This window comes from Mycobacterium sp. 852014-52450_SCH5900713 (assembly GCF_001667075.1).
GTDB lineage: Bacteria > Actinomycetota > Actinomycetes > Mycobacteriales > Mycobacteriaceae > Mycobacterium.
In genome coordinates this window covers 24,219-42,778 of sequence record NZ_LZIL01000033.1, presented here as the reverse complement: position 1 = coordinate 42,778, position 18,560 = coordinate 24,219, and the positions used below count along the sequence as shown (strand labels likewise).

20 protein-coding genes are annotated in these 18,560 nt (G+C 67.9%); 15 read left to right on the top strand and 5 right to left on the bottom strand.

Annotated elements, in window-relative coordinates:
- Window positions 1-15 precede the first annotated feature (15 nt).
- From A5773_RS08640 to A5773_RS08615, 6 genes are read left to right on the top strand one after another with little or no spacing between them, the layout of a single operon-like run.
- Window positions 16-771 (top strand): deoxyribonuclease IV, encoded by a 756-nt coding sequence (locus A5773_RS08640; protein ID WP_066951964.1) that lies wholly within the window; start codon window positions 16-18, stop codon window positions 769-771.
- Between the two features lie 10 nt (window positions 772-781).
- The gene (locus A5773_RS08635; protein ID WP_067790499.1) at window positions 782-1,621 is read left to right on the top strand and encodes a PHB depolymerase family esterase; all 840 of its coding nucleotides are present in this window, start codon (window positions 782-784) and stop codon (window positions 1,619-1,621) included.
- Window positions 1,622-1,672: 51 nt separating this feature from the next.
- Window positions 1,673-3,301 (top strand): acyl-CoA dehydrogenase family protein, encoded by a 1,629-nt coding sequence (locus A5773_RS08630; RefSeq protein WP_067261504.1) that lies wholly within the window; start codon window positions 1,673-1,675, stop codon window positions 3,299-3,301.
- Window positions 3,302-3,309: 8 nt separating this feature from the next.
- Window positions 3,310-4,248 carry a crotonase/enoyl-CoA hydratase family protein gene (locus A5773_RS08625; RefSeq protein ID WP_066951958.1) on the top strand — a complete coding sequence of 313 codons (939 nt, stop codon included), beginning with the start codon at window positions 3,310-3,312 and terminating at the stop codon, window positions 4,246-4,248.
- A 2-nt stretch (window positions 4,249-4,250) separates the two neighbouring features.
- Entirely contained in the window at window positions 4,251-4,970 is a 720-nt protein-coding gene (locus A5773_RS08620; RefSeq protein WP_066951956.1) for a PaaX family transcriptional regulator C-terminal domain-containing protein, read from the top strand.
- On the top strand, window positions 4,967-5,734 hold the full coding sequence (locus A5773_RS08615) for a crotonase/enoyl-CoA hydratase family protein (RefSeq protein WP_066951954.1): 768 nt from the start codon (window positions 4,967-4,969) through the stop codon (window positions 5,732-5,734). Before A5773_RS08620 ends, A5773_RS08615 begins: the two co-directional genes overlap by 4 nt.
- Before the next feature lie 20 nt (window positions 5,735-5,754).
- Here the strand turns inward: A5773_RS08615 and A5773_RS08610 are convergent, their stop codons facing one another.
- From A5773_RS08610 to A5773_RS08600, 3 genes are all read right to left on the bottom strand, one after another.
- Window positions 5,755-6,495: a DUF732 domain-containing protein gene (locus A5773_RS08610; RefSeq protein WP_066951952.1), complete on the bottom strand. Its 741-nt coding sequence runs from the start codon at window positions 6,493-6,495 to the stop codon at window positions 5,755-5,757.
- Window positions 6,496-6,696: 201 nt separating this feature from the next.
- Window positions 6,697-7,182, bottom strand: coding sequence for a DUF3060 domain-containing protein (locus tag A5773_RS08605; RefSeq protein WP_066951950.1), 486 nt, complete (start codon window positions 7,180-7,182; stop codon window positions 6,697-6,699).
- A 63-nt stretch (window positions 7,183-7,245) separates the two neighbouring features.
- Window positions 7,246-7,614, bottom strand: coding sequence for a DUF3060 domain-containing protein (locus A5773_RS08600; RefSeq protein WP_066951948.1), 369 nt, complete (start codon window positions 7,612-7,614; stop codon window positions 7,246-7,248).
- Window positions 7,615-7,752: 138 nt separating this feature from the next.
- Here A5773_RS08600 and A5773_RS08595 point away from each other — a divergent pair, with 138 nt between their 5' ends.
- From A5773_RS08595 to A5773_RS08555, 9 genes are all read left to right on the top strand, one after another.
- Window positions 7,753-8,397: a TetR/AcrR family transcriptional regulator gene (locus tag A5773_RS08595; RefSeq protein ID WP_066951946.1), complete on the top strand. Its 645-nt coding sequence runs from the start codon at window positions 7,753-7,755 to the stop codon at window positions 8,395-8,397.
- Window positions 8,398-8,629: 232 nt separating this feature from the next.
- Window positions 8,630-9,004 carry a 30S ribosomal protein S12 gene (rpsL, locus tag A5773_RS08590; RefSeq protein WP_007167812.1) on the top strand — a complete coding sequence of 125 codons (375 nt, stop codon included), beginning with the start codon at window positions 8,630-8,632 and terminating at the stop codon, window positions 9,002-9,004.
- Entirely contained in the window at window positions 9,004-9,474 is a 471-nt protein-coding gene (gene rpsG, locus A5773_RS08585) for a 30S ribosomal protein S7 (RefSeq protein ID WP_007167813.1), read from the top strand. The genes rpsL and rpsG overlap by 1 nt, the downstream gene beginning before the upstream one ends.
- Window positions 9,475-9,544: 70 nt before the next feature.
- Window positions 9,545-11,650: an elongation factor G gene (fusA, locus tag A5773_RS08580; protein WP_082948158.1), complete on the top strand. Its 2,106-nt coding sequence runs from the start codon at window positions 9,545-9,547 to the stop codon at window positions 11,648-11,650.
- Between the two features lie 109 nt (window positions 11,651-11,759).
- The gene (gene tuf / locus A5773_RS08575) at window positions 11,760-12,950 is read left to right on the top strand and encodes an elongation factor Tu (protein ID WP_066951944.1); all 1,191 of its coding nucleotides are present in this window, start codon (window positions 11,760-11,762) and stop codon (window positions 12,948-12,950) included.
- A 133-nt stretch (window positions 12,951-13,083) separates the two neighbouring features.
- On the top strand, window positions 13,084-13,836 hold the full coding sequence (locus A5773_RS25490; RefSeq protein WP_082948157.1) for a PE family protein: 753 nt from the start codon (window positions 13,084-13,086) through the stop codon (window positions 13,834-13,836).
- A gap of 89 nt (window positions 13,837-13,925) precedes the next feature.
- A complete protein-coding gene (locus tag A5773_RS08565) occupies window positions 13,926-14,765 on the top strand; it encodes an SHOCT domain-containing protein (RefSeq protein ID WP_066951942.1) in 840 nt (279 codons plus the stop codon).
- A 49-nt stretch (window positions 14,766-14,814) separates the two neighbouring features.
- Window positions 14,815-15,642 (top strand): mycofactocin-coupled SDR family oxidoreductase, encoded by an 828-nt coding sequence (locus A5773_RS08560; RefSeq protein WP_066951941.1) that lies wholly within the window; start codon window positions 14,815-14,817, stop codon window positions 15,640-15,642.
- Between the two features lie 25 nt (window positions 15,643-15,667).
- A complete protein-coding gene (locus tag A5773_RS08555; RefSeq protein ID WP_067261498.1) occupies window positions 15,668-16,843 on the top strand; it encodes an NAD(P)/FAD-dependent oxidoreductase in 1,176 nt (391 codons plus the stop codon).
- Window positions 16,844-16,888: 45 nt separating this feature from the next.
- Here the strand turns inward: A5773_RS08555 and A5773_RS08550 are convergent, their stop codons facing one another.
- On the bottom strand, window positions 16,889-17,932 hold the full coding sequence (locus tag A5773_RS08550) for a DUF2332 domain-containing protein (protein WP_066951939.1): 1,044 nt from the start codon (window positions 17,930-17,932) through the stop codon (window positions 16,889-16,891).
- Window positions 17,929-18,525: a mycofactocin system transcriptional regulator gene (mftR, locus tag A5773_RS08545; RefSeq protein WP_197505763.1), complete on the bottom strand. Its 597-nt coding sequence runs from the start codon at window positions 18,523-18,525 to the stop codon at window positions 17,929-17,931. Before mftR ends, A5773_RS08550 begins: the two co-directional genes overlap by 4 nt.
- Window positions 18,526-18,560: the final 35 nt, after the last annotated feature.

Sequence of the window (18,560 nt, the reverse complement as noted above, 5' to 3'; positions counted from 1 at the left end):
AACTACACTGGCCGCGTGCTCATCGGTTCACACGTCCACAACGACGACCCGCTGGCCGCCGCGCAGGCGGACGGCGCCGACGCGGTGCAGTTCTTCCTGGGTAACCCGCAGAGCTGGAAGAAGCCCAAGCCGCGCGATGACGCCGAGGTGCTCAAGGCGTCCACCATCCCGCTGTACGTCCACGCGCCGTATCTGATCAACGTGGCATCGGCCAACAACCGTATCCGCATCCCGTCGCGCAAGATCCTGCAGGACACCTGCGACGCCGCCTCGGAGATCAACGCGACCGCCGTGATCGTGCACGGCGGCCATGCCGACGACAACGACATGGATGCCGGCTTCGAGCGCTGGGTCAAGGCGCTGGACTATCTGGAAACAGACGTGCAGGTGTTCCTGGAGAACACCGCCGGCGGCGACCATGCGATGGCCCGCCACTTCGACACCATCGGCAGGCTCTGGGATCGCATCGGCGACAAGGGCATTGGATTCTGCCTGGACACCTGTCACGCATGGGCCGCCGGGGAGGCGCTGATTGATGCGGTCGACAGGATCAGGGCCCTGACCGGACGCATCGACCTGGTGCACTGCAACGACTCGCGCGACGCCGCCGGCTCGGGTGCCGACCGGCACGCCAACTTCGGCACCGGCCAGATCGATCCCGAGCTGCTGGCCGCGGTCGTCAGGTCGGCGGACGCGCCCGTCATCTGCGAGACGGCGGACGAGGGCCGCAAGGACGACATCGCGTTCCTGCGGGAAAAGACCAGCGGCTGAGTTACGGCCCGTGCTCGGTCGGCTCGCGGCGCTTCTGGGGGTAGTCCTTCTGGCTGTGGGTTGTTCGCCGCTGAAACCTGAGCCGCCCTCGGGCTTCGTCAAGGGCACCAGCTTGCACCACATCAATGTGGGCGGACACGATCGCAGCTATCGGCTCTACGAGCCCCCGGGAGCACCGGCTTCGGCGCCGCTCGTCGTGGTGCTGCACGGCTATTCCGGGAGCGCGAGGCAAGTCGAAAGGGATTACGGCTGGGACGAATTGGCCGATTCGGCCAAGTTCGTCGTCGCCTACCCGGATGGACTCGACCGGGCCTGGAATGTCGACGGGGAGGGCTGCTGCGGCCGGCCGGGCCGGGAGGGCGTCGACGACGTCGCCTTCGTCAGCGCGGCCGTCGCCGACGTCGCCAAGCACCTCGGCACCGACCCCGCCCGCATCTATGTCAGCGGCATGAGTAACGGCGGCATCATGGCCTACACGCTGGCGTGCACCACCGATATCTTCGCGGCGATCGGTCCGGTGGCCGGCACGCAGCTGAACCGCTGCCCCAACCCACGTCCGATGTCGATCATGCACATCCACGGCACGGCGGACCGGCTGGTGACCTATGGCGGCGGGCAGGGTTTCAGCGTCATCAACGGGCCCTCGGTACCCGACGTGAATGCGTTCTGGCGCAACGTCGATCAGTGCGCCGCCCCGGCCACCACGATGAATGGCCCCCTCACCACGTCGACGGCGGGATGTGCGGGCAGCCGCGGCGTCACGCTGATCACGATCGAGGCGGGCGGCCACGAGTGGCCCCCGTTCGCCGCGCGGACGCTTTGGGAATTCTTCGCCGCGCACCCACGATGACGCCCTATTACACCTCTTGTGCGGCTGTCGGAAAAATGTAACATGAGTGGCATGTCGGATACGCATGTCGTCACCAACCAGGTCCCTCCGCTGGAGAACTACAACCCCGCGACGTCCACGGTGCTCATCGAGGCTCTGATCCGCGAGGGCGGGGGATGGGGCTCAGAAGAGGTGAACGAGGTGGGCGCGATCGCGGGTGGCCGCGAAGCGCAGCGATGGGGCGAGCTCGCCGACCGCAACCGGCCCATCCTGCACACCCACGACAAGTACGGCCACCGGATCGACGAGGTCGAGTACGACCCGGCCTACCACGAGCTGATGCGCACGGCGATCGCCACCGGCATCCACGCCGCACCGTGGGCCGACGACCGCCCGGGCGCGCACGTGGTGCGCGCGGCGAAGATGTCGGTCTGGAACGTCGAGCCCGGCCACACCTGCCCGATCTCGATGACCTACGCCGTCGTTCCCGCGCTGCGCTACAACCCAGAGCTCGCGGCGGTCTACGAGCCCCTGCTGACCAGCCGCGAATACGACCCCGAACTCAAGCTGGCCACCACCAAGCGCGGCATCACCGCCGGCATGTCGATGACCGAGAAGCAGGGCGGATCCGACGTGCGCGCCGGCACCACGCAGGCGACCCCGAACGGCGACGGCAGCTACAGCCTGACCGGCCACAAGTGGTTCACCTCGGCGCCGATGTGCGACATCTTCCTCGTCCTCGCGCAGGCCCCGGGCGGGCTGTCGTGCTTCCTGCTGCCGCGGGTGCTGCCCGATGGCAGCCGCAACCGAATGTTCCTGCAGCGGCTCAAGGACAAGCTCGGCAACCACGCGAACGCATCCAGTGAGGTCGAATACGATGGCGCCACCGCGTGGTTGGTGGGCGAGGAGGGCCGCGGCGTCCCCACCATCATCGAGATGGTCAACCTGACCCGGCTGGACTGCACCCTGGGCAGCGCCACCAGCATGCGCACCGGATTGACCCGCGCGATCCACCACGCGCAGCACCGAAAGGCGTTCGGCGCCTACCTGATCGACCAGCCGCTGATGCGCAACGTCCTGGCCGACCTCGCCGTGGAGGCCGAGGCCGCGACCATCGTCGCGATGCGGATGGCCGGCGCCACCGACAAGGCGTTGCGCGGCGACGACCAGGAGGCGCTGCTGCGCCGCATCGGCCTGGCGGCCAGCAAGTACTGGGTGTGCAAGCGAGCCACCCCGCACGCCGCCGAAGCGCTGGAATGCCTGGGCGGCAACGGCTACGTCGAGGACTCGGGCATGCCGCGGCTGTACCGCGAGGCGCCGCTGATGGGAATCTGGGAGGGGTCGGGCAACGTCAGCGCGCTGGACACGTTGCGCGCCATGGCAACTCGGCCCGAATGCGTCGATGTGCTGTTCACCGAACTGGCCGAAAGCGCCGGCGCGGACCCGCGACTGGGCGGTCACGTCGAGCGCCTGCGGCAGGACCTGACCGACCTGGACAGTATCGCGCACCGGGCCCGCAAGGTGGCCGAGGACATCTGTCTGGCGCTGCAGGGCTCGCTGCTGGTGCGCCACGGCCACCCCGCCGTCGCCGAGGCCTTCCTGACGACCCGGCTCGACCGCCAGTGGGGTGGGGCGTACGGCACCATGCCCGCCGGCCTGGATCTGGCCCCGATCCTCGAGCGTGCCCTGGTCAAGGGCTGAGCTCCAATATGACTCACGCGATCAGGCCGGTCGACTTCGACAACCTGAAGACCATGACCTACGAGGTCACCGACCGGGTTGCCCGGATCACCTTCAACCGGCCGGAGAAGGGCAACGCGATCGTCGCGGACACCCCGCTGGAGCTCTCGGCGCTGGTCGAGCGCGCCGACCTCGACCCCAATGTGCACGTCATCCTGGTGTCCGGCCGCGGCGAGGGGTTCTGCGCGGGTTTCGACCTGAGCGCCTACGCCGACCGCACCGGATCGGCCGGCGGGACCGGGGCCTATGCGGGCACCGTGCTGAGCGGAAAAACCCAGGCGGTCAACCACTTACCCGACCAGCCCTGGGACCCGATGATCGACTACCAGATGATGAGCCGGTTCGTGCGTGGTTTCTCCAGCCTGATGCACGCCGACAAGCCGACGGTCGTCAAGATCCACGGTTACTGCGTGGCCGGGGGCACCGACATCGCGTTGCATGCCGACCAGGTGATCGCCGCCGCCGACGCCAAGATCGGCTATCCGCCCACGCGGGTGTGGGGCGTCCCGGCGGCCGGGCTGTGGGCGCACCGGCTCGGCGACCAGCGCGCCAAGCGCCTGCTGTTCACCGGTGATTGCATAACCGGCGCGCAAGCCGCCGAATGGGGCCTGGCGGTCGAGGCGCCGGACCCGGCGGACCTCGACGAGCGCACCGAACGGCTCGTCCAGCGGATCGCCGCGGTGCCCGTCAATCAGCTGATGATGGTCAAGCTCGCGCTGAATTCGGCTTTGCTGCAACAAGGTGTGGGCACCAGCAGGATGGTCAGCACCGTGTTCGACGGCGTTGCCCGGCATACGCCCGAGGGCCACGCCTTCGTGGCCGACGCCGTGGAGCACGGCTTCCGGGACGCGGTGCGGCATCGCGACGAACCTTTCGGTGACTACGGCCGCCGCGCGTCTCAGGTGTAGCCATGCCCACCATGACGGCCCGGTCGGTGGTGCTCAGCGTGCTGCTGGGGGCCCACCCGGCTTGCGCCAGCGCGAGTGAATTGGTCAGGCTCACTGCCGATTTCGGCATCAAAGAGACCACCCTGCGGGTGGCGCTGACCCGGATGGTAGGCGCGGGCGACCTGATCCGCTCCGCCGACGGCTACCGGCTCTCGGATCGCCTGCTGGCCCGCCAGCGGCGGCAGGACGACGCCATCAACCCGCGAGTCAGGCCGTGGCGCGGGGAGTGGATCACGCTGATCGTGACCAGCGTGGGCGGCGACGCACGCACCCGGGCGGCGCTTCGAACCGCCCTGCACGGTAAGCGCTTCGGCGAACTGCGCGAAGGCGTCTGGATGCGACCCGACAACCTCGAGCTCGACCTCGACCCCGAGATCGACGCTCGCGTGCGCGTCCTGCGGGCACGCGACGACGATCCCGCGCAGCTCGCCGCCCAGCTGTGGGACCTGCCGGCCTGGGCCCGGGCCGGCAGCCGCATGCTCGACGAGATGGCCACCGCACCAGACATTCCCGGCCGATTCGTGGTCGCGGCGGCGACGGTGCGACACCTGCTCACCGACCCGGTGTTACCCGACGAACTACTGCCGGACGACTGGCCCGGCGCCCGGCTGCGCGCGGCTTACCACGACTTCGCCACCGAGTTGCTCGAGCGGCGCGAACCACTATTTGCGGAGGCAAAATGAACGATCCGGTGCGTATCGAACGCAACGGCCCGGTGACGACGGTGATCCTGAACCGCCCGGCGGCGCGCAACGCGGTCAACGGCCCCACCGCCGCGGCCCTGTACGCGGCGTTCGACGAATTCGACCGCGACGACACGGCGTCGGTCGCCGTCTTGTGGGGAGACGGTGGAACATTTTGTGCCGGGGCTGATTTGAAGGCCTTCGGCACACCGGACGCGAACGCCGTGCACCGGACGGGCCCGGGCCCGATGGGTCCCACGCGGATGGTGTTGTCCAAACCCGTGATCGCCGCGGTCAGCGGCTACGCCGTCGCAGGGGGCCTGGAGTTGGCCGTCTGGTGCGACCTGCGGGTGGCCGAGGAGGACGCCGTGTTCGGGGTGTTCTGCCGCCGGTGGGGGGTACCGTTGATCGACGGCGGCACCGTGCGGCTGCCGCGGCTGATCGGGCACAGCCGCGCGATGGACATGATTCTCACCGGCCGCGGCGTCAAGGCCGACGAAGCCCTGGCGATGGGCTTGGCCAACCGCGTCGTGCCCAACGGCCAGGCGCGGCAGGCGGCGGAGGAACTGGCGGCGCAACTGGCCGCGCTACCGCAGCAGTGCCTGCGGTCCGACCGGCTTTCGGCGCTACACCAATGGGGGACAACGGAACCCGAGGCGATCGACTTCGAATTCGCCAGCATCTCCCGCGTCGCCGCCGAGGCGAACGAGGGGGCCGGACGGTTCGCCGCGGGCGCGGGCCGGCACGGGGCATCCGCCGGCTAGCCGGCGCATCGTTCGGTCCCTTACGGCGCGAGCCGCACCCTGCCGGGCGGTGTGGGCGGCGTGGGCGGCGACTCCGGACCAGCGCCGCTACCGCCGGGCGCGGGAGCAGCAGGCGCCTGCGGTTGCGGTTCCTGCGCCGGGGGTGGCGGTTGTTGCCGTGGAGACGGCGTCGCGACCGGCGCGGGTGGCGTCAGGATCTGGGCCGTCGGCGGCGGCGGTGGGGGAAGTTGCGGTGGGTCGGGCTGGCCGGTTTCCCCCAAGGGGACCATGCGCATTGCCGATTGCGGGTCTCGAAGGTCGCTCCACCAGCTGGCTGCGATGTACGAGGGGCTCCGCGGCATCGATTCGTTCGAGCCGGGCACCGGATTCGCCATGGCCTGAAGGGAAGCAATCTTCGGTTGGTTGTTCGGACAGTAGGCCTCGACTGAGGCGGAGATGAAGCGGGCAATGGTGCGCGCGACGCGGTCGGGAGGGTATTGGCCGCCGGCCCCGTTGGCATTGAACGCCCGTTCCCGCATGTCGGCAACGACGCCGTCCGCCGGCATTCCGCCATCGAGTTGGCGACAAATTCTGTGGGCGGTGGCGATGAGGCTCGGCACGTTCTCGAGGGCGGGGATCTGCTTCTGGTCGAGCAGCGCCAAAAACTGGTCGTCGGGGTTGGGATCGGCCGCCGCCGCGCCGTGGGGCAGCATCACGACGCCGGTCAGTACCACGACGGCCGCAACCAGTGCGCGGGCGTGATTGCTGGTACTGGTGAACATGGCTGGCTTCCGTTCTGCTGGCAGAATCATATGCCCCGGATCTGCCCGTGGCACCTCGGCGGCGCGGTGTGTGGGTCAAACACCGCGCGGCCCCAGCAGTAGCGGCGGCATGCGCCCCGACCGCAACGCATCGGGGTATGAAAGTCGTTGTGGCGCAACGGTAAAACCCGCGTTCGCAGGCTACCTGCGCACGATTGCCGGCTAGCCGCCCTTGGTGATGGTGTTGCCCGAACCCAGGTTGTCGACCTTGGGCTCACCGTCTTTATAGGTGATGGTGTTGTTCAACCCGACCACGCTGATGCGGGTGTCGACCTTGTCCAGAGTGATCTTGTTGTCCGTGCCGCCGACGGTCACCGTCACGCAGCTGCCGGTGACGGTCAGGGTGTTGTTGGAACCGCCCACATTCAGCGACTTGCCGCTGGCGCAGTCAAGCGTCGCGGTGGTGCCCATCGACCCGTAGTTGAGCGTGTTGCCGATCTCCACCGACGCGGTGGTGCTCGCGCCGCTCGACCCCGTGGTGGGGGCCGCCCCGGCGCTCGTCGTCGTCGTGCTGCTCTTCGTTGTGGTCGTGGAACCGGCGGGCGGGTTGGCGGTCGAACTGCAGCCGGCCAGCAACACGGACGCGACGGCCGGCACCACGGCGAGCGCGGTCAGCCCCGAGGGGCGGGCAAAGATGTGGGCGGACATTGTTTCTCGATTCCCCTCGATTTGGATGGCAGCTACGGTTTGAGTGGCGATGTGGTGTCTGGTTCAGCCGGGCACCTGCTGGAGCCGATTGGTCATGCCCAGCTCGCGGCCGCGGTCCCAGATGAACGGCGTGCCGTTGTGGTAGAACACCGTCTGGTCGTAGCCGTAGACAGTGATGTCGTGCGAGACCGAGTCGGCGACGACGGTGTTGGACGAGCCCATCACCGTGACCGCGTAGCAATTGCCCAGCGCGGTGACGTTGTTGAAGGAGCCGTTGACGAACAGCGTGGCGTCGTTGCAGTCCAGCGTCTGCTGGATGCCCTGCCCGACGACGTGGGTGTCGCCGTTCTTCGCGTGAGCCGGGGGAGCGGGTGCTGCGACGACGGTGACGACGCAGGTTGCCAGCGACCCGGCGGCGGTTGTCCAGTTCACTGCGGGCCCCCTTTTGTGACGGGTGGATCTGCTCGATGAGATTACGTCCATCCGGCCATGGCTGAAACGGTTTCGCGGTTGGCGTCAACTAGAGTCATTAGTTAAGCACCACGATCATCGCAAGCGAAGGGCCCCGCCATGGCAGCTCAGCCGGAAACGCCGTCGGCGGGCGGGCGCCCGCGCGCGGGGAGAACCGGCTCGCGCCCGGCAAAGCTGAGCCGCGAAGGCATCATCGACGGCGCGCTCACCTTCCTGGACCGGGAGGGCTGGGACGCCCTCACCATCAACGCGCTGGCGATGCAGCTGGGCACCAAGGGACCGTCGCTCTACAACCACGTCGACAGCCTGGAGGATCTGCGCCGCGCGGTGCGGATCCGCGTCATCGACGACATCATCACGATGCTGAACAGGGTCGGCGAGGGCCGCGCCCGTGACGACGCGGTGCTGGTCATGGCGGGCGCCTACCGCAGCTACGCCCATCACCACCCCGGCCGGTACTCGGCGTTCACCCGGATGCCGCTGGGTGGTGACGATCCGGAGTACACGGCGGCCACCCGAGGCGCTGCCGCGCCGGTGATCTCGGTGCTGTCCTCCTACGGTCTCGACGGCGACGAGGCGTTCCACGCGGCCCTGGAGTTCTGGTCCGCGCTGCACGGCTTCGTGCTTCTGGAAATGACCGGTGTCATGGACGACATCGACACCGACGCGCTGTTCTCGGACATGGTGCTGCGGCTGGCGGCGGGTCTGGAACGGCGCGTCGCGCACGGTCAACCGCCGCTTTGACCTGCAAGACCGGCGGCGGGTATTGTGGAGGCTCGTGCCTGGCGGCTTACGGCGCCTAACCGTAAGGAAGTGAATGCCGGGCGAATTCGCATGTCCACGATGCATCGGATCTTCTCTGGTGCGCGGCGCGTGCGACACACCCGGCCGCGGGGTAGTGCGGCCGGACAAAACTGCAGTACGAAGACTTGAGAACAGCCGAAAAACGCACAACATGAACACAGAAAGCCGGTAGATGCCAACGATTCAGCAGCTGGTCCGCAAGGGTCGCCGCGACAAGATCGCCAAGGTCAAGACCGCGGCCCTGAAGGGCAGCCCGCAGCGCCGTGGCGTATGCACTCGCGTGTACACCACCACCCCGAAGAAGCCGAACTCGGCGCTTCGGAAGGTTGCGCGCGTGAAGCTGACGAGCCAGGTCGAGGTCACCGCCTACATCCCGGGCGAGGGCCACAACCTGCAGGAGCACTCGATGGTGCTGGTGCGTGGTGGCCGAGTCAAGGACCTGCCCGGTGTGCGGTACAAGATCATCCGCGGTTCCCTCGACACCCAGGGGGTCAAGAACCGCAAGCAGGCCCGCAGCCGTTACGGCGCGAAGAAGGAGAAGAGCTGATGCCGCGCAAGGGGCCCGCGCCGAAGCGTCCGTTGGTCAACGATCCGGTCTACGGGTCGCAGCTGGTCACCCAGCTGGTGAACAAAGTTCTCCTGCAGGGGAAGAAATCGCTGGCCGAGCGCATTGTTTATGGTGCGCTCGAGAACGCCCGGGACAAGACGGGCACCGATCCTGTGATCACGCTCAAGCGCGCTCTCGACAACGTCAAGCCCGCGCTGGAGGTGCGCAGCCGCCGCGTCGGCGGTGCGACCTACCAGGTGCCGGTCGAGGTCCGTCCGGACCGGTCCACCACGCTCGCGCTGCGCTGGCTTGTCAGCTTCTCGCGGCAACGCCGGGAGAAGACGATGGTCGAGCGGCTGGCGAACGAGATCCTGGACGCCAGCAACGGCCTGGGGGCCTCCGTCAAGCGGCGTGAGGACACCCACAAGATGGCCGAGGCCAACCGCGCGTTCGCGCATTATCGCTGGTGACAGCTTCCGGCGATGATGCCGGAGGCTAAATAGACAGCAACCAAGCAATCGAAAGAGTGGGAAGACTTCTGTGGCACAGAAGGACGTGCTGACCGACCTCACCAAGGTCCGCAACATCGGCATCATGGCGCATATCGACGCCGGCAAGACGACGACGACGGAGCGCATCCTCTATTACACCGGTATCAGCTACAAGATCGGTGAGGTCCACGACGGCGCCGCCACGATGGACTGGATGGAGCAGGAACAGGAGCGGGGGATCACCATCACCTCCGCCGCCACCACCTGCTTCTGGAACGACAACCAGATCAACATCATCGACACCCCCGGCCACGTCGACTTCACCGTCGAGGTGGAGCGCAGCCTGCGCGTGCTCGACGGCGCGGTCGCCGTCTTCGACGGCAAGGAGGGCGTCGAGCCGCAGTCCGAGCAGGTGTGGCGCCAGGCCGACAAGTACGACGTCCCGCGGATCTGCTTCGTCAACAAGATGGACAAGATCGGCGCCGACTTCTACTTCTCGGTCCGCACCATGGAGGAGCGCCTGGGCGCGAACGTCATCCCGATCCAGCTGCCTGTCGGCTCCGAGGGCGACTTCGAGGGCGTCGTCGACCTGGTCGAGATGAAGGCCAAGGTGTGGAGCGCCGAGGCCAAGCTCGGCGAGAAGTACGACGTGGTCGACATTCCCGCCGACCTGCAGGAGAAGGCCGACGAGTACCGCACCAAGCTGCTCGAGGCGGTCGCCGAGACCGACGAGGCGCTGCTGGAGAAGTATTTCGGCGGCGAGGAGCTCACCGTCGAGGAGATCAAGGGCGCGATCCGCAAGCTGACCATCAGCTCGGAGGCCTACCCGGTGCTGTGCGGCAGCGCGTTCAAGAACAAGGGCGTGCAGCCGATGCTGGACGCGGTCATCGACTACCTGCCCTCGCCGCTGGACGTGCCCCCGGCCGTCGGCCACGCGCCCGGCAAGGAGGACGTCGAGGTCATCCGCAAGCCGTCGACCGACGAGCCGTTCTCGGCGCTGGCCTTCAAGGTCGCGACGCACCCGTTCTTCGGCAAGCTGACCTACGTCCGGGTGTACTCGGGCAAGGTCGATTCCGGCAGCCAGGTCATCAACTCCACCAAGGGCAAGAAGGAGCGGCTGGGCAAGCTGTTCCAGATGCACTCCAACAAGGAGAACCCGGTGGAGACCGCATCGGCGGGTCACATCTACGCGGTGATCGGCCTGAAGGACACCACCACCGGCGACACCCTGAGCGACCCGAACGACCAAGTCGTGCTCGAGTCCATGACGTTCCCGGACCCGGTCATCGAGGTGGCCATCGAGCCCAAGACCAAGAGCGACCAGGAGAAGCTGAGCCTGTCGATCCAGAAGCTCGCCGAGGAGGACCCGACGTTCAAGGTCCACCAGGACGCCGAGACCGGCCAGACCGTGATCGGTGGCATGGGCGAACTCCACCTGGACATCCTGGTGGACCGCATGCGCCGCGAGTTCAAGGTCGAGGCCAACGTCGGCAAGCCGCAGGTCGCCTACAAGGAGACCATCAAGCGGCTGGTGGAGAAGGTCGAGTTCACCCATAAGAAGCAGACCGGCGGCTCGGGACAGTTCGCGAAGGTGCTGATCAACCTCGAGCCGTTCCATGGCGAGGACGGTGCGACCTACGAGTTCGAGAACAAGGTCACCGGTGGCCGCATCCCGCGCGAGTACATCCCGTCGGTGGACGCCGGCGCCCAGGACGCGATGCAGTACGGCGTGCTGGCCGGCTACCCGCTGGTGAACTTGAAGGTCACCCTGCTCGACGGCGCCTTCCATGAGGTGGACTCGTCGGAGATGGCGTTCAAGATCGCCGGTTCGCAGGTGCTGAAGAAGGCTGCGCAGCAGGCCCAGCCGGTGATCCTGGAACCGATCATGGCCGTCGAGGTCACCACGCCCGAGGACTACATGGGCGACGTGATCGGCGACTTGAACTCCCGCCGTGGCCAGATCCAGGCCATGGAGGAGCGGAGCGGTGCACGCGTCGTCAAGGCGCACGTGCCGCTGTCGGAGATGTTCGGCTACGTCGGCGACCTGAGGTCCAAGACCCAAGGCCGGGCGAACTACTCCATGGTGTTCGACTCGTACGCCGAAGTACCGGCGAACGTGTCGAAGGAGATCATCGCGAAGGCGACGGGTCAGTAAATATCGCCTCGGAGTAATCTTGCCGGGTCATTGCAAAGCCTTGGGCGCGGCACAACTGAAAACACCAACACTGCTTTAACGAGCACCAACAGTCCAGGAGGACAACGAAGTGGCGAAGGCGAAGTTCGAGCGGACGAAGCCGCACGTCAACATTGGGACCATCGGTCACGTTGACCACGGCAAGACGACGCTGACCGCGGCTATCACCAAGGTTCTGCACGACAAGTACCCGGACCTGAACGAGTCCCGCGCGTTCGACCAGATCGACAACGCTCCCGAGGAGCGTCAGCGCGGTATCACGATCAACATCTCCCACGTGGAGTACCAGACCGACAAGCGGCACTATGCCCACGTCGACGCCCCGGGTCACGCCGACTACATCAAGAACATGATCACCGGTGCGGCCCAGATGGACGGCGCGATCCTGGTGGTTGCCGCCACCGACGGCCCGATGCCGCAGACCCGTGAGCACGTGCTGCTCGCGCGTCAGGTCGGGGTGCCCTACATCCTGGTCGCCCTGAACAAGGCCGACATGGTCGACGACGAGGAGTTGCTCGAGCTCGTCGAGATGGAGGTCCGCGAACTGCTGGCCGCCCAGGAGTTCGACGAGGACGCCCCGGTGGTTCGGGTCTCGGCGCTGAAGGCGCTCGAGGGCGACGCCAAGTGGGTGGAGTCGGTCGAGCAGCTGATGGAGGCCGTCGACGAGTCGATCCCGGACCCCGTCCGCGAGACCGAGAAGCCGTTCCTGATGCCCGTGGAGGACGTCTTCACGATCACCGGTCGTGGCACCGTGGTCACCGGTCGTGTCGAGCGCGGTGTGATCAACGTGAACGAGGAAGTCGAGATCGTCGGTATCAAGCCGACCAGCACCAAGACCACCGTCACCGGTGTGGAGATGTTCCGCAAGCTGCTCGACCAGGGACAGGCCGGCGACAACGTCGGACTGTTGCTGCGTGGCATCAAGCGCGAGGACGTCGAGCGCGGTCAGGTCGTCGTGAAGCCCGGCACCACCACGCCGCACACCGAGTTCGAGGGCAGCGTCTACATCCTGTCCAAGGACGAGGGCGGCCGGCACACGCCGTTCTTCAACAACTACCGCCCGCAGTTCTACTTCCGCACCACCGACGTGACCGGTGTGGTGACGCTGCCGGAGGGCACCGAAATGGTGATGCCCGGTGACAACACCAACATCTCGGTCAAGCTGATCCAGCCCGTCGCCATGGACGACGGTCTGCGGTTCGCGATCCGCGAGGGTGGCCGCACCGTCGGCGCCGGCCGGGTCGTCAAGATCATCAAGTAGATCCAGTTCGCCGTAGGGCCCGGATTGCCAATTTCGGCGGTCCGGGCTTTACGCGTTTTACCGGGCCGGATCTTGACGATTCCGCTACGATTCCGGGACAAGGGTGTCGGGGGAAGATGGCCGGGAGGTTCGGATGTCCTTCGTATTCGCGACGCCCGAGTACGTCGCCGCCGCGGCGTCGGATTTAGCCAGGATCGGCTGGACGATCACGTCGGCGAACTCGATGGCGGTGGGGCCGACCTCGAGCGTGCTGGCCCCGGGTGCCGACGAGGTGTCGGCTGGCATCGCGGCGCTGTTCGACGCGCATTCTCAGGTCTACCAGGCGCTCAGCGCTCAAGCCGCGGCGTTCCACAACCAGTTCGTGCAGCTGATGAACGGCGGCGCTGCGCAGTATCTCGCCACCGAGGCCGCCAACACAACGCCCCTGCAGTCCGCGGCGGCCCCCGCGTCGATGGCGGCACAGCTGCCTGCGGCGACGGCCGCGGGCGGTTCGGCGCCGGGTGTACCGGCGGGTCCCCTGATGTCGGCGGTCGCGCCGGCCTCGGCGATCGCCGGGGCGCAGGCACCCGCCAGCCCGACCGTAGCCGCGGCCACCACGGGGCCGGCCGCAGTGGCCCCGGCCACCACTTCGGCGACGCCGGTGCGGATGGTGGCCCCCGCCTATACCCCGGCCACCACGCAGCCCGCGGCGCCGGCCCCGGCGCCGGTCAATCCGCTCGCGTCGACGCCGGCGCAGGTGCAGACACCGCCGGCCGCCGCGGCCCCGGCGATGCCGGTATCGACCGGCACGCCGGTGAAGATGGTGTCGGCCCATTCGCCCACCGCGACGACGTCGGCGGAGTCTTCGACGCGCCCCGCCCCGGCACTGATTCCCAAGGTGGACTGAGGCCGGACCGGTTTGCGTTTATGGCGCGCGCGGTGACACCGCGAGGGCTAACCTGACACGAAAATCCCAGCAAGGGTAAGGAGACACTCGTGTTGGCGCGCTATCTGAAAGCACAGTTGGTGGTTTTGCTGTGCGGCGGCCTGGTCGGGCCGATTTTCCTGATCGTCTACTTCACCCTCGGCCTGGGCAGCCTGCTGCAGTGGATGTTCTACGTCGGCCTGCTCATCACGGTGGCCGACGTGCTGATCGCGCTGGCGCTGGCCAACTACGGCGCGAAGTCCTCGGCCAAGACGGCGGAGCTCGAACAGCACGGGGTGCTGGCGCTCGCTCAAATCACCGGCGTCACCGAGACGGGGACGTGGATCAACAATCAGCAGGTGGTGAAGGTGAACTTGCACATCTCCGGGCCGGGTTTTCTGCCGTTCGACAGCGAAGACCGGGTGATCGCGAGCGTGACCCGGCTCGGCAACCTGAGCGCCCGCAAGGTGGTGGTGCTGGTCAACCCCACCACCAACGAGTACCGAATCGACTGGGAGCGAAGCGCGTTGGTCAACGGTCTGGTGCCGGCGCAGTTCACCGTGGCCGAGGACAACAGGACCTACGACCTGAGCGGGCAGGCCGGCCCGTTGATGGAGATCCTGCAGATCCTCAAGGCCAACAACGTTCCGCTCAACCGGATGGTCGACATCCGGTCGAACCCGGCGCTGCGCCAGCAGGTCCAGGCGGTGGTGCGCCGCGCGGCCGAACAACAGGCGCCGGCCACGCAGGCCGCCCAGCCGGCCGCTGCCGCCGGCCCGGCCCCGGTGGTGACGCCCCCGCAGCCATCGATCGCTCAGCGGCTTCAGGAGCTCGAGACGTTGCGCGCCAGCGGCGCGCTGACCGACCAGGAGTACAACAGCCGGCGGGCCCAGATCATCTCCGAAATCTGATCGGCGGGCGAGTTAGAACAGGTTTCAGTTTCGCTGCTAGCCTGGCTGCGTGGCGGGACAAACTGGATCACTGCAGGGGCGGGTGGCTTTCATTACCGGCGCCGCCCGCGCCCAGGGCCGTTCGCACGCGGTGCGGCTGGCCCGGGAGGGCGCCGACATCATCGCGCTCGACATCTGCGCCTCGGCGTCGACGAGCCTGACCTACGCGCCGGCCACGCCGGAGGACCTCAGCGAGACCGTCCGCCTGGTGGAAGCCGAGGGCCGCAAGGTGCTGGCCCGTGAAGCGGACATCCGGGACGACGCCGCGCTGCGCCAACTGGTGGCCGACGGCGTCGAACAATTCGGACGGCTCGACATCGTGGTGGCCAACGCGGGAGTCCTGAGCTGGGGCCGGCTTTGGGAGCTGACCGATGAGCAGTGGGACACGGTGATCGGGGTCAACCTGACCGGCACCTGGCGCACACTGCGCGCCACCGTGCCCGCAATGATCGAGGCCGGCAACGGGGGGTCGATCGTGGTGGTCAGCTCGTCGGCGGGGCTGAAAGCCACTCCTGGCAACGGGCATTACTCGGCCAGCAAGCACGGACTCACCGCGCTGACCAACACCCTCGCCATCGAGCTCGGCGAATACAACATCCGGGTCAACTCCATCCACCCCTACTCGGTCGATACCCCGATGATCGAGCCGGAGGCGATGATGGAGATTTTTGCCCGCCATCCCAGCTTCGTGCACAGCTTTCCCCCGATGCCCTTGCAGCCCAACGGCTTCATGACGCCCGACGAGGTGGCCGATGTCGTGGCATGGCTAGCTGGCGACGGGTCGGGCACGGTGACCGGCACCCAGATCCCCGTGGACAAGGGCGCCTTGAAGTATTGACCGGCGATCGTGGTATGAACTCCACGTGACCGCTAGCAAAGGAATCGTGATCGTCGGTGGGGGTCTGGCCGCCGCCCGGACCGCCGAGCAGCTGCGGCGATCCGAGTACGCCGGCCGCGTCACGATCATCAGCGACGAGGCGCACGTGCCCTACGATCGCCCGCCGCTGTCAAAAGAGGTGCTGCGCAAAGAGGTCGACGACGTGGCCCTCAAACCGCGCGAGTGGTACGACGAGAACGACATCACCCTGCGGCTGGGTGTGGCGGCCACCGGCCTGGACACCGTGGCCCAGACGGTGACGCTGGCCGACGGGTCCGTGATCGGCTACGACGAACTCGTCATCGCGACCGGCTTGGTGCCGCGGCGCATTCCGACGCTGCCCGATCTGGCGGGCATCCGGGTGCTGCGCACGTTCGACGAGAGCATGGCGCTGCGTGAGCACGCCTCCGCGTGCCAGCGTGCTGTCGTCGTCGGCGCCGGCTTCATCGGCTGTGAGGTGGCGGCCAGCCTACGGAGCCTCGGGGTGGACGTCGTGTTGGTTGAGCCGCAGCCGACGCCCCTGGCGTCGGTGCTCGGCGAGCGAATCGGCGAGCTGGTCGCGCGCCTGCACCGCGCGGAGGGGGTCGACGTGCGCCTCGGTGTCGGGGTGGCCGAAGTGCGCGGCGACGAGCGGGTGGACACCGTGGTGCTGAGCGACGGCACCGAGCTCGCCGCGGACCTGGTGGTCGTCGGCATCGGATCCCGCCCCGCCACGGGGTGGCTCGAGGGCAGCGGCGTCGAGGTCGACAACGGCGTGCTCTGCGACGAGGCCGGACGAACCAGCGCGCCGAACGTGTGGGCGCTCGGTGACGTCGCGTCCTGGCGCGACGCGACCGGACATCAAGCGCGCGTAGAACATTGGAGCAACGTCGCCGACCAGACCCGCGTGGTGGTGCCCGCGATGCTGGGGCAGGACGTCTCGTCGGCCGTGGTCGTCCCCTACTTCTGGAGCGACCAGTACGACGTCAAGATCCAGTGCCTCGGAGAGCCCGAAGCCACCGACACCGTCCACCTCGTCGAAGACGACGGCCGCAAGTTCCTGGCCTATTACGAGCGCGACGGGGTGCTGGTCGGGGTGGTGGGCGGCGGGATGCCGGGCAAAGTCATGAAGGTGCGCGCCAAGATCTCCGCCGGCGCGCCCATCGCGGACGTGCTGGGCTGACTCTGGCGGAAGCCGCTGCGCCCCAGCAGTTTTCGTGTCCACCGCTCACAGCCAGCGCACCGGCGGTCCATGCGGATGGCATTCGCCGAGAATCTCCAGGTCGCCGCCCGGCCAGCGGCGCGCCCGCACCAGGAACCGGATTGGTGAGTCGGGCCGGTCACGCGCCGGCTCCAGGGTGAGGTGGACGAACGGCGATCGCTCATCCGCCTGCTCGCCCAGCGCGTGAACGCGGGCGCGGACCGTGTCCCGCTCCCCGTCGGACAGGTATTGCCAGGTGATTGAATGCCACAGCACCGTCAGCGCGCCCGCGGCCAGGGTGAGGCCGGCGACCGCGTCGGCCGCCGTCTGGCGCTCCAGCCCGGCCGGCACACGCCGGGCGACCTCGATGGCGCCGCGCAACCGCTCTAGTCGGGCGCTCTGGTCGGGCCACACGTAGCTCAACACGGTGAGCTCCCCGGCGGCCCCGGTGACGTCGATGGGTGCGATGTCATAGCCGTGCCGCTCGATGATCCGTACCCGGCCGTGCGGCAGCGCGCCGCGCCACGCATCCTCGATGGTCACCGGCGAATCATCCGGCCCCCACTGGCCGCCGGCGAATCGGTAACCGTAATGGTCTCCGCGCAGGTTCAGCCCCGCGCTCGATCCGATCTCGAAAAGCCTTATCGGCAGGTCGAATTCACGGTTGACGCGCAACAGGCCACCGATGAGCGCGGCGGACCGCCCGACCTCGTTGGTCTGGGGCGGTTGCCGCAACGCCGCCCGCAGCGCCTCGGAGTGGCCGGCCGCGACGTCCTTGATCTCCGGCCACGCCGACTCGGCGTCCCAGCTGCCCCCGGTGCTGGGATACCACCGGCGCAATTGCGCTGCCCGGCCGTCGAGCACCAATCGGTGCAGCCCGCCGAGCAGACGCAGCGGCACCGCAAGGCGCGACGGGTCGTCCTCGTGCCCGGACAAGATGGCGGCGAAGACGCCGCCGGCCGCGACGTCGATGGCCACCAGCTCGAAAAGCTCCCCATACATCGGTGAGCCCGAGCCGGCGCAAAACCGTCCCTGCGCGCGCAGGGTGTGCAGCAGGTGGTCACCGGTCACCGATCCAGCCTGTCAAGTCCGGCGCCGACGACGTCAAACGCGTTGCCCAGCGCGGTCGGCAGCGGGACGGACTCGTCACCCAACCAATGCTCGTAGGCCGACAGCGCCACCGCGAGCATGGTCCAGGCGGCGGTCTGGGGCAGCAGGTCGGTCGTCTTGCTGTCCGACCGGCGGGCCACGAAGCCGGCGATCACCTCGCGCCAGCCCGCGTACATCGTCATCGAATAGGCCTGCAGTTCGGCCGTCTGCAGGATCACCCGCATCCGCTGGCGGTGCCGCGCGGTCTCGGACTCGTCAAAGGTGTTGAACGCCAACAGCGCATCGCGCAGAGCCTGGCCCAGTGGCACCCGCGGATCGACGTTGTCGAGCAGGTCGCGCAGGTGCGCGAGGTGGGTGTCGAAGTCGCCCCAGGGGATGGCGTTCTTGGACGCGTAGTAGCGGAACAGCGTCCGCCGCGAGATGCCGGCGGCCTGCGCGACGTCGTCGACGCTGACGTCGGCGAAACCGCGGGCGCTGAACAGTTCGATGGCCACGTCGGTGATGTGGTGCGGAGTCGTCGAGCGGCGACGGCCCACCCGTGGCTGCGGCACCATGACACCCCGCCCTTCCATTTCGGCACTCGATGCCA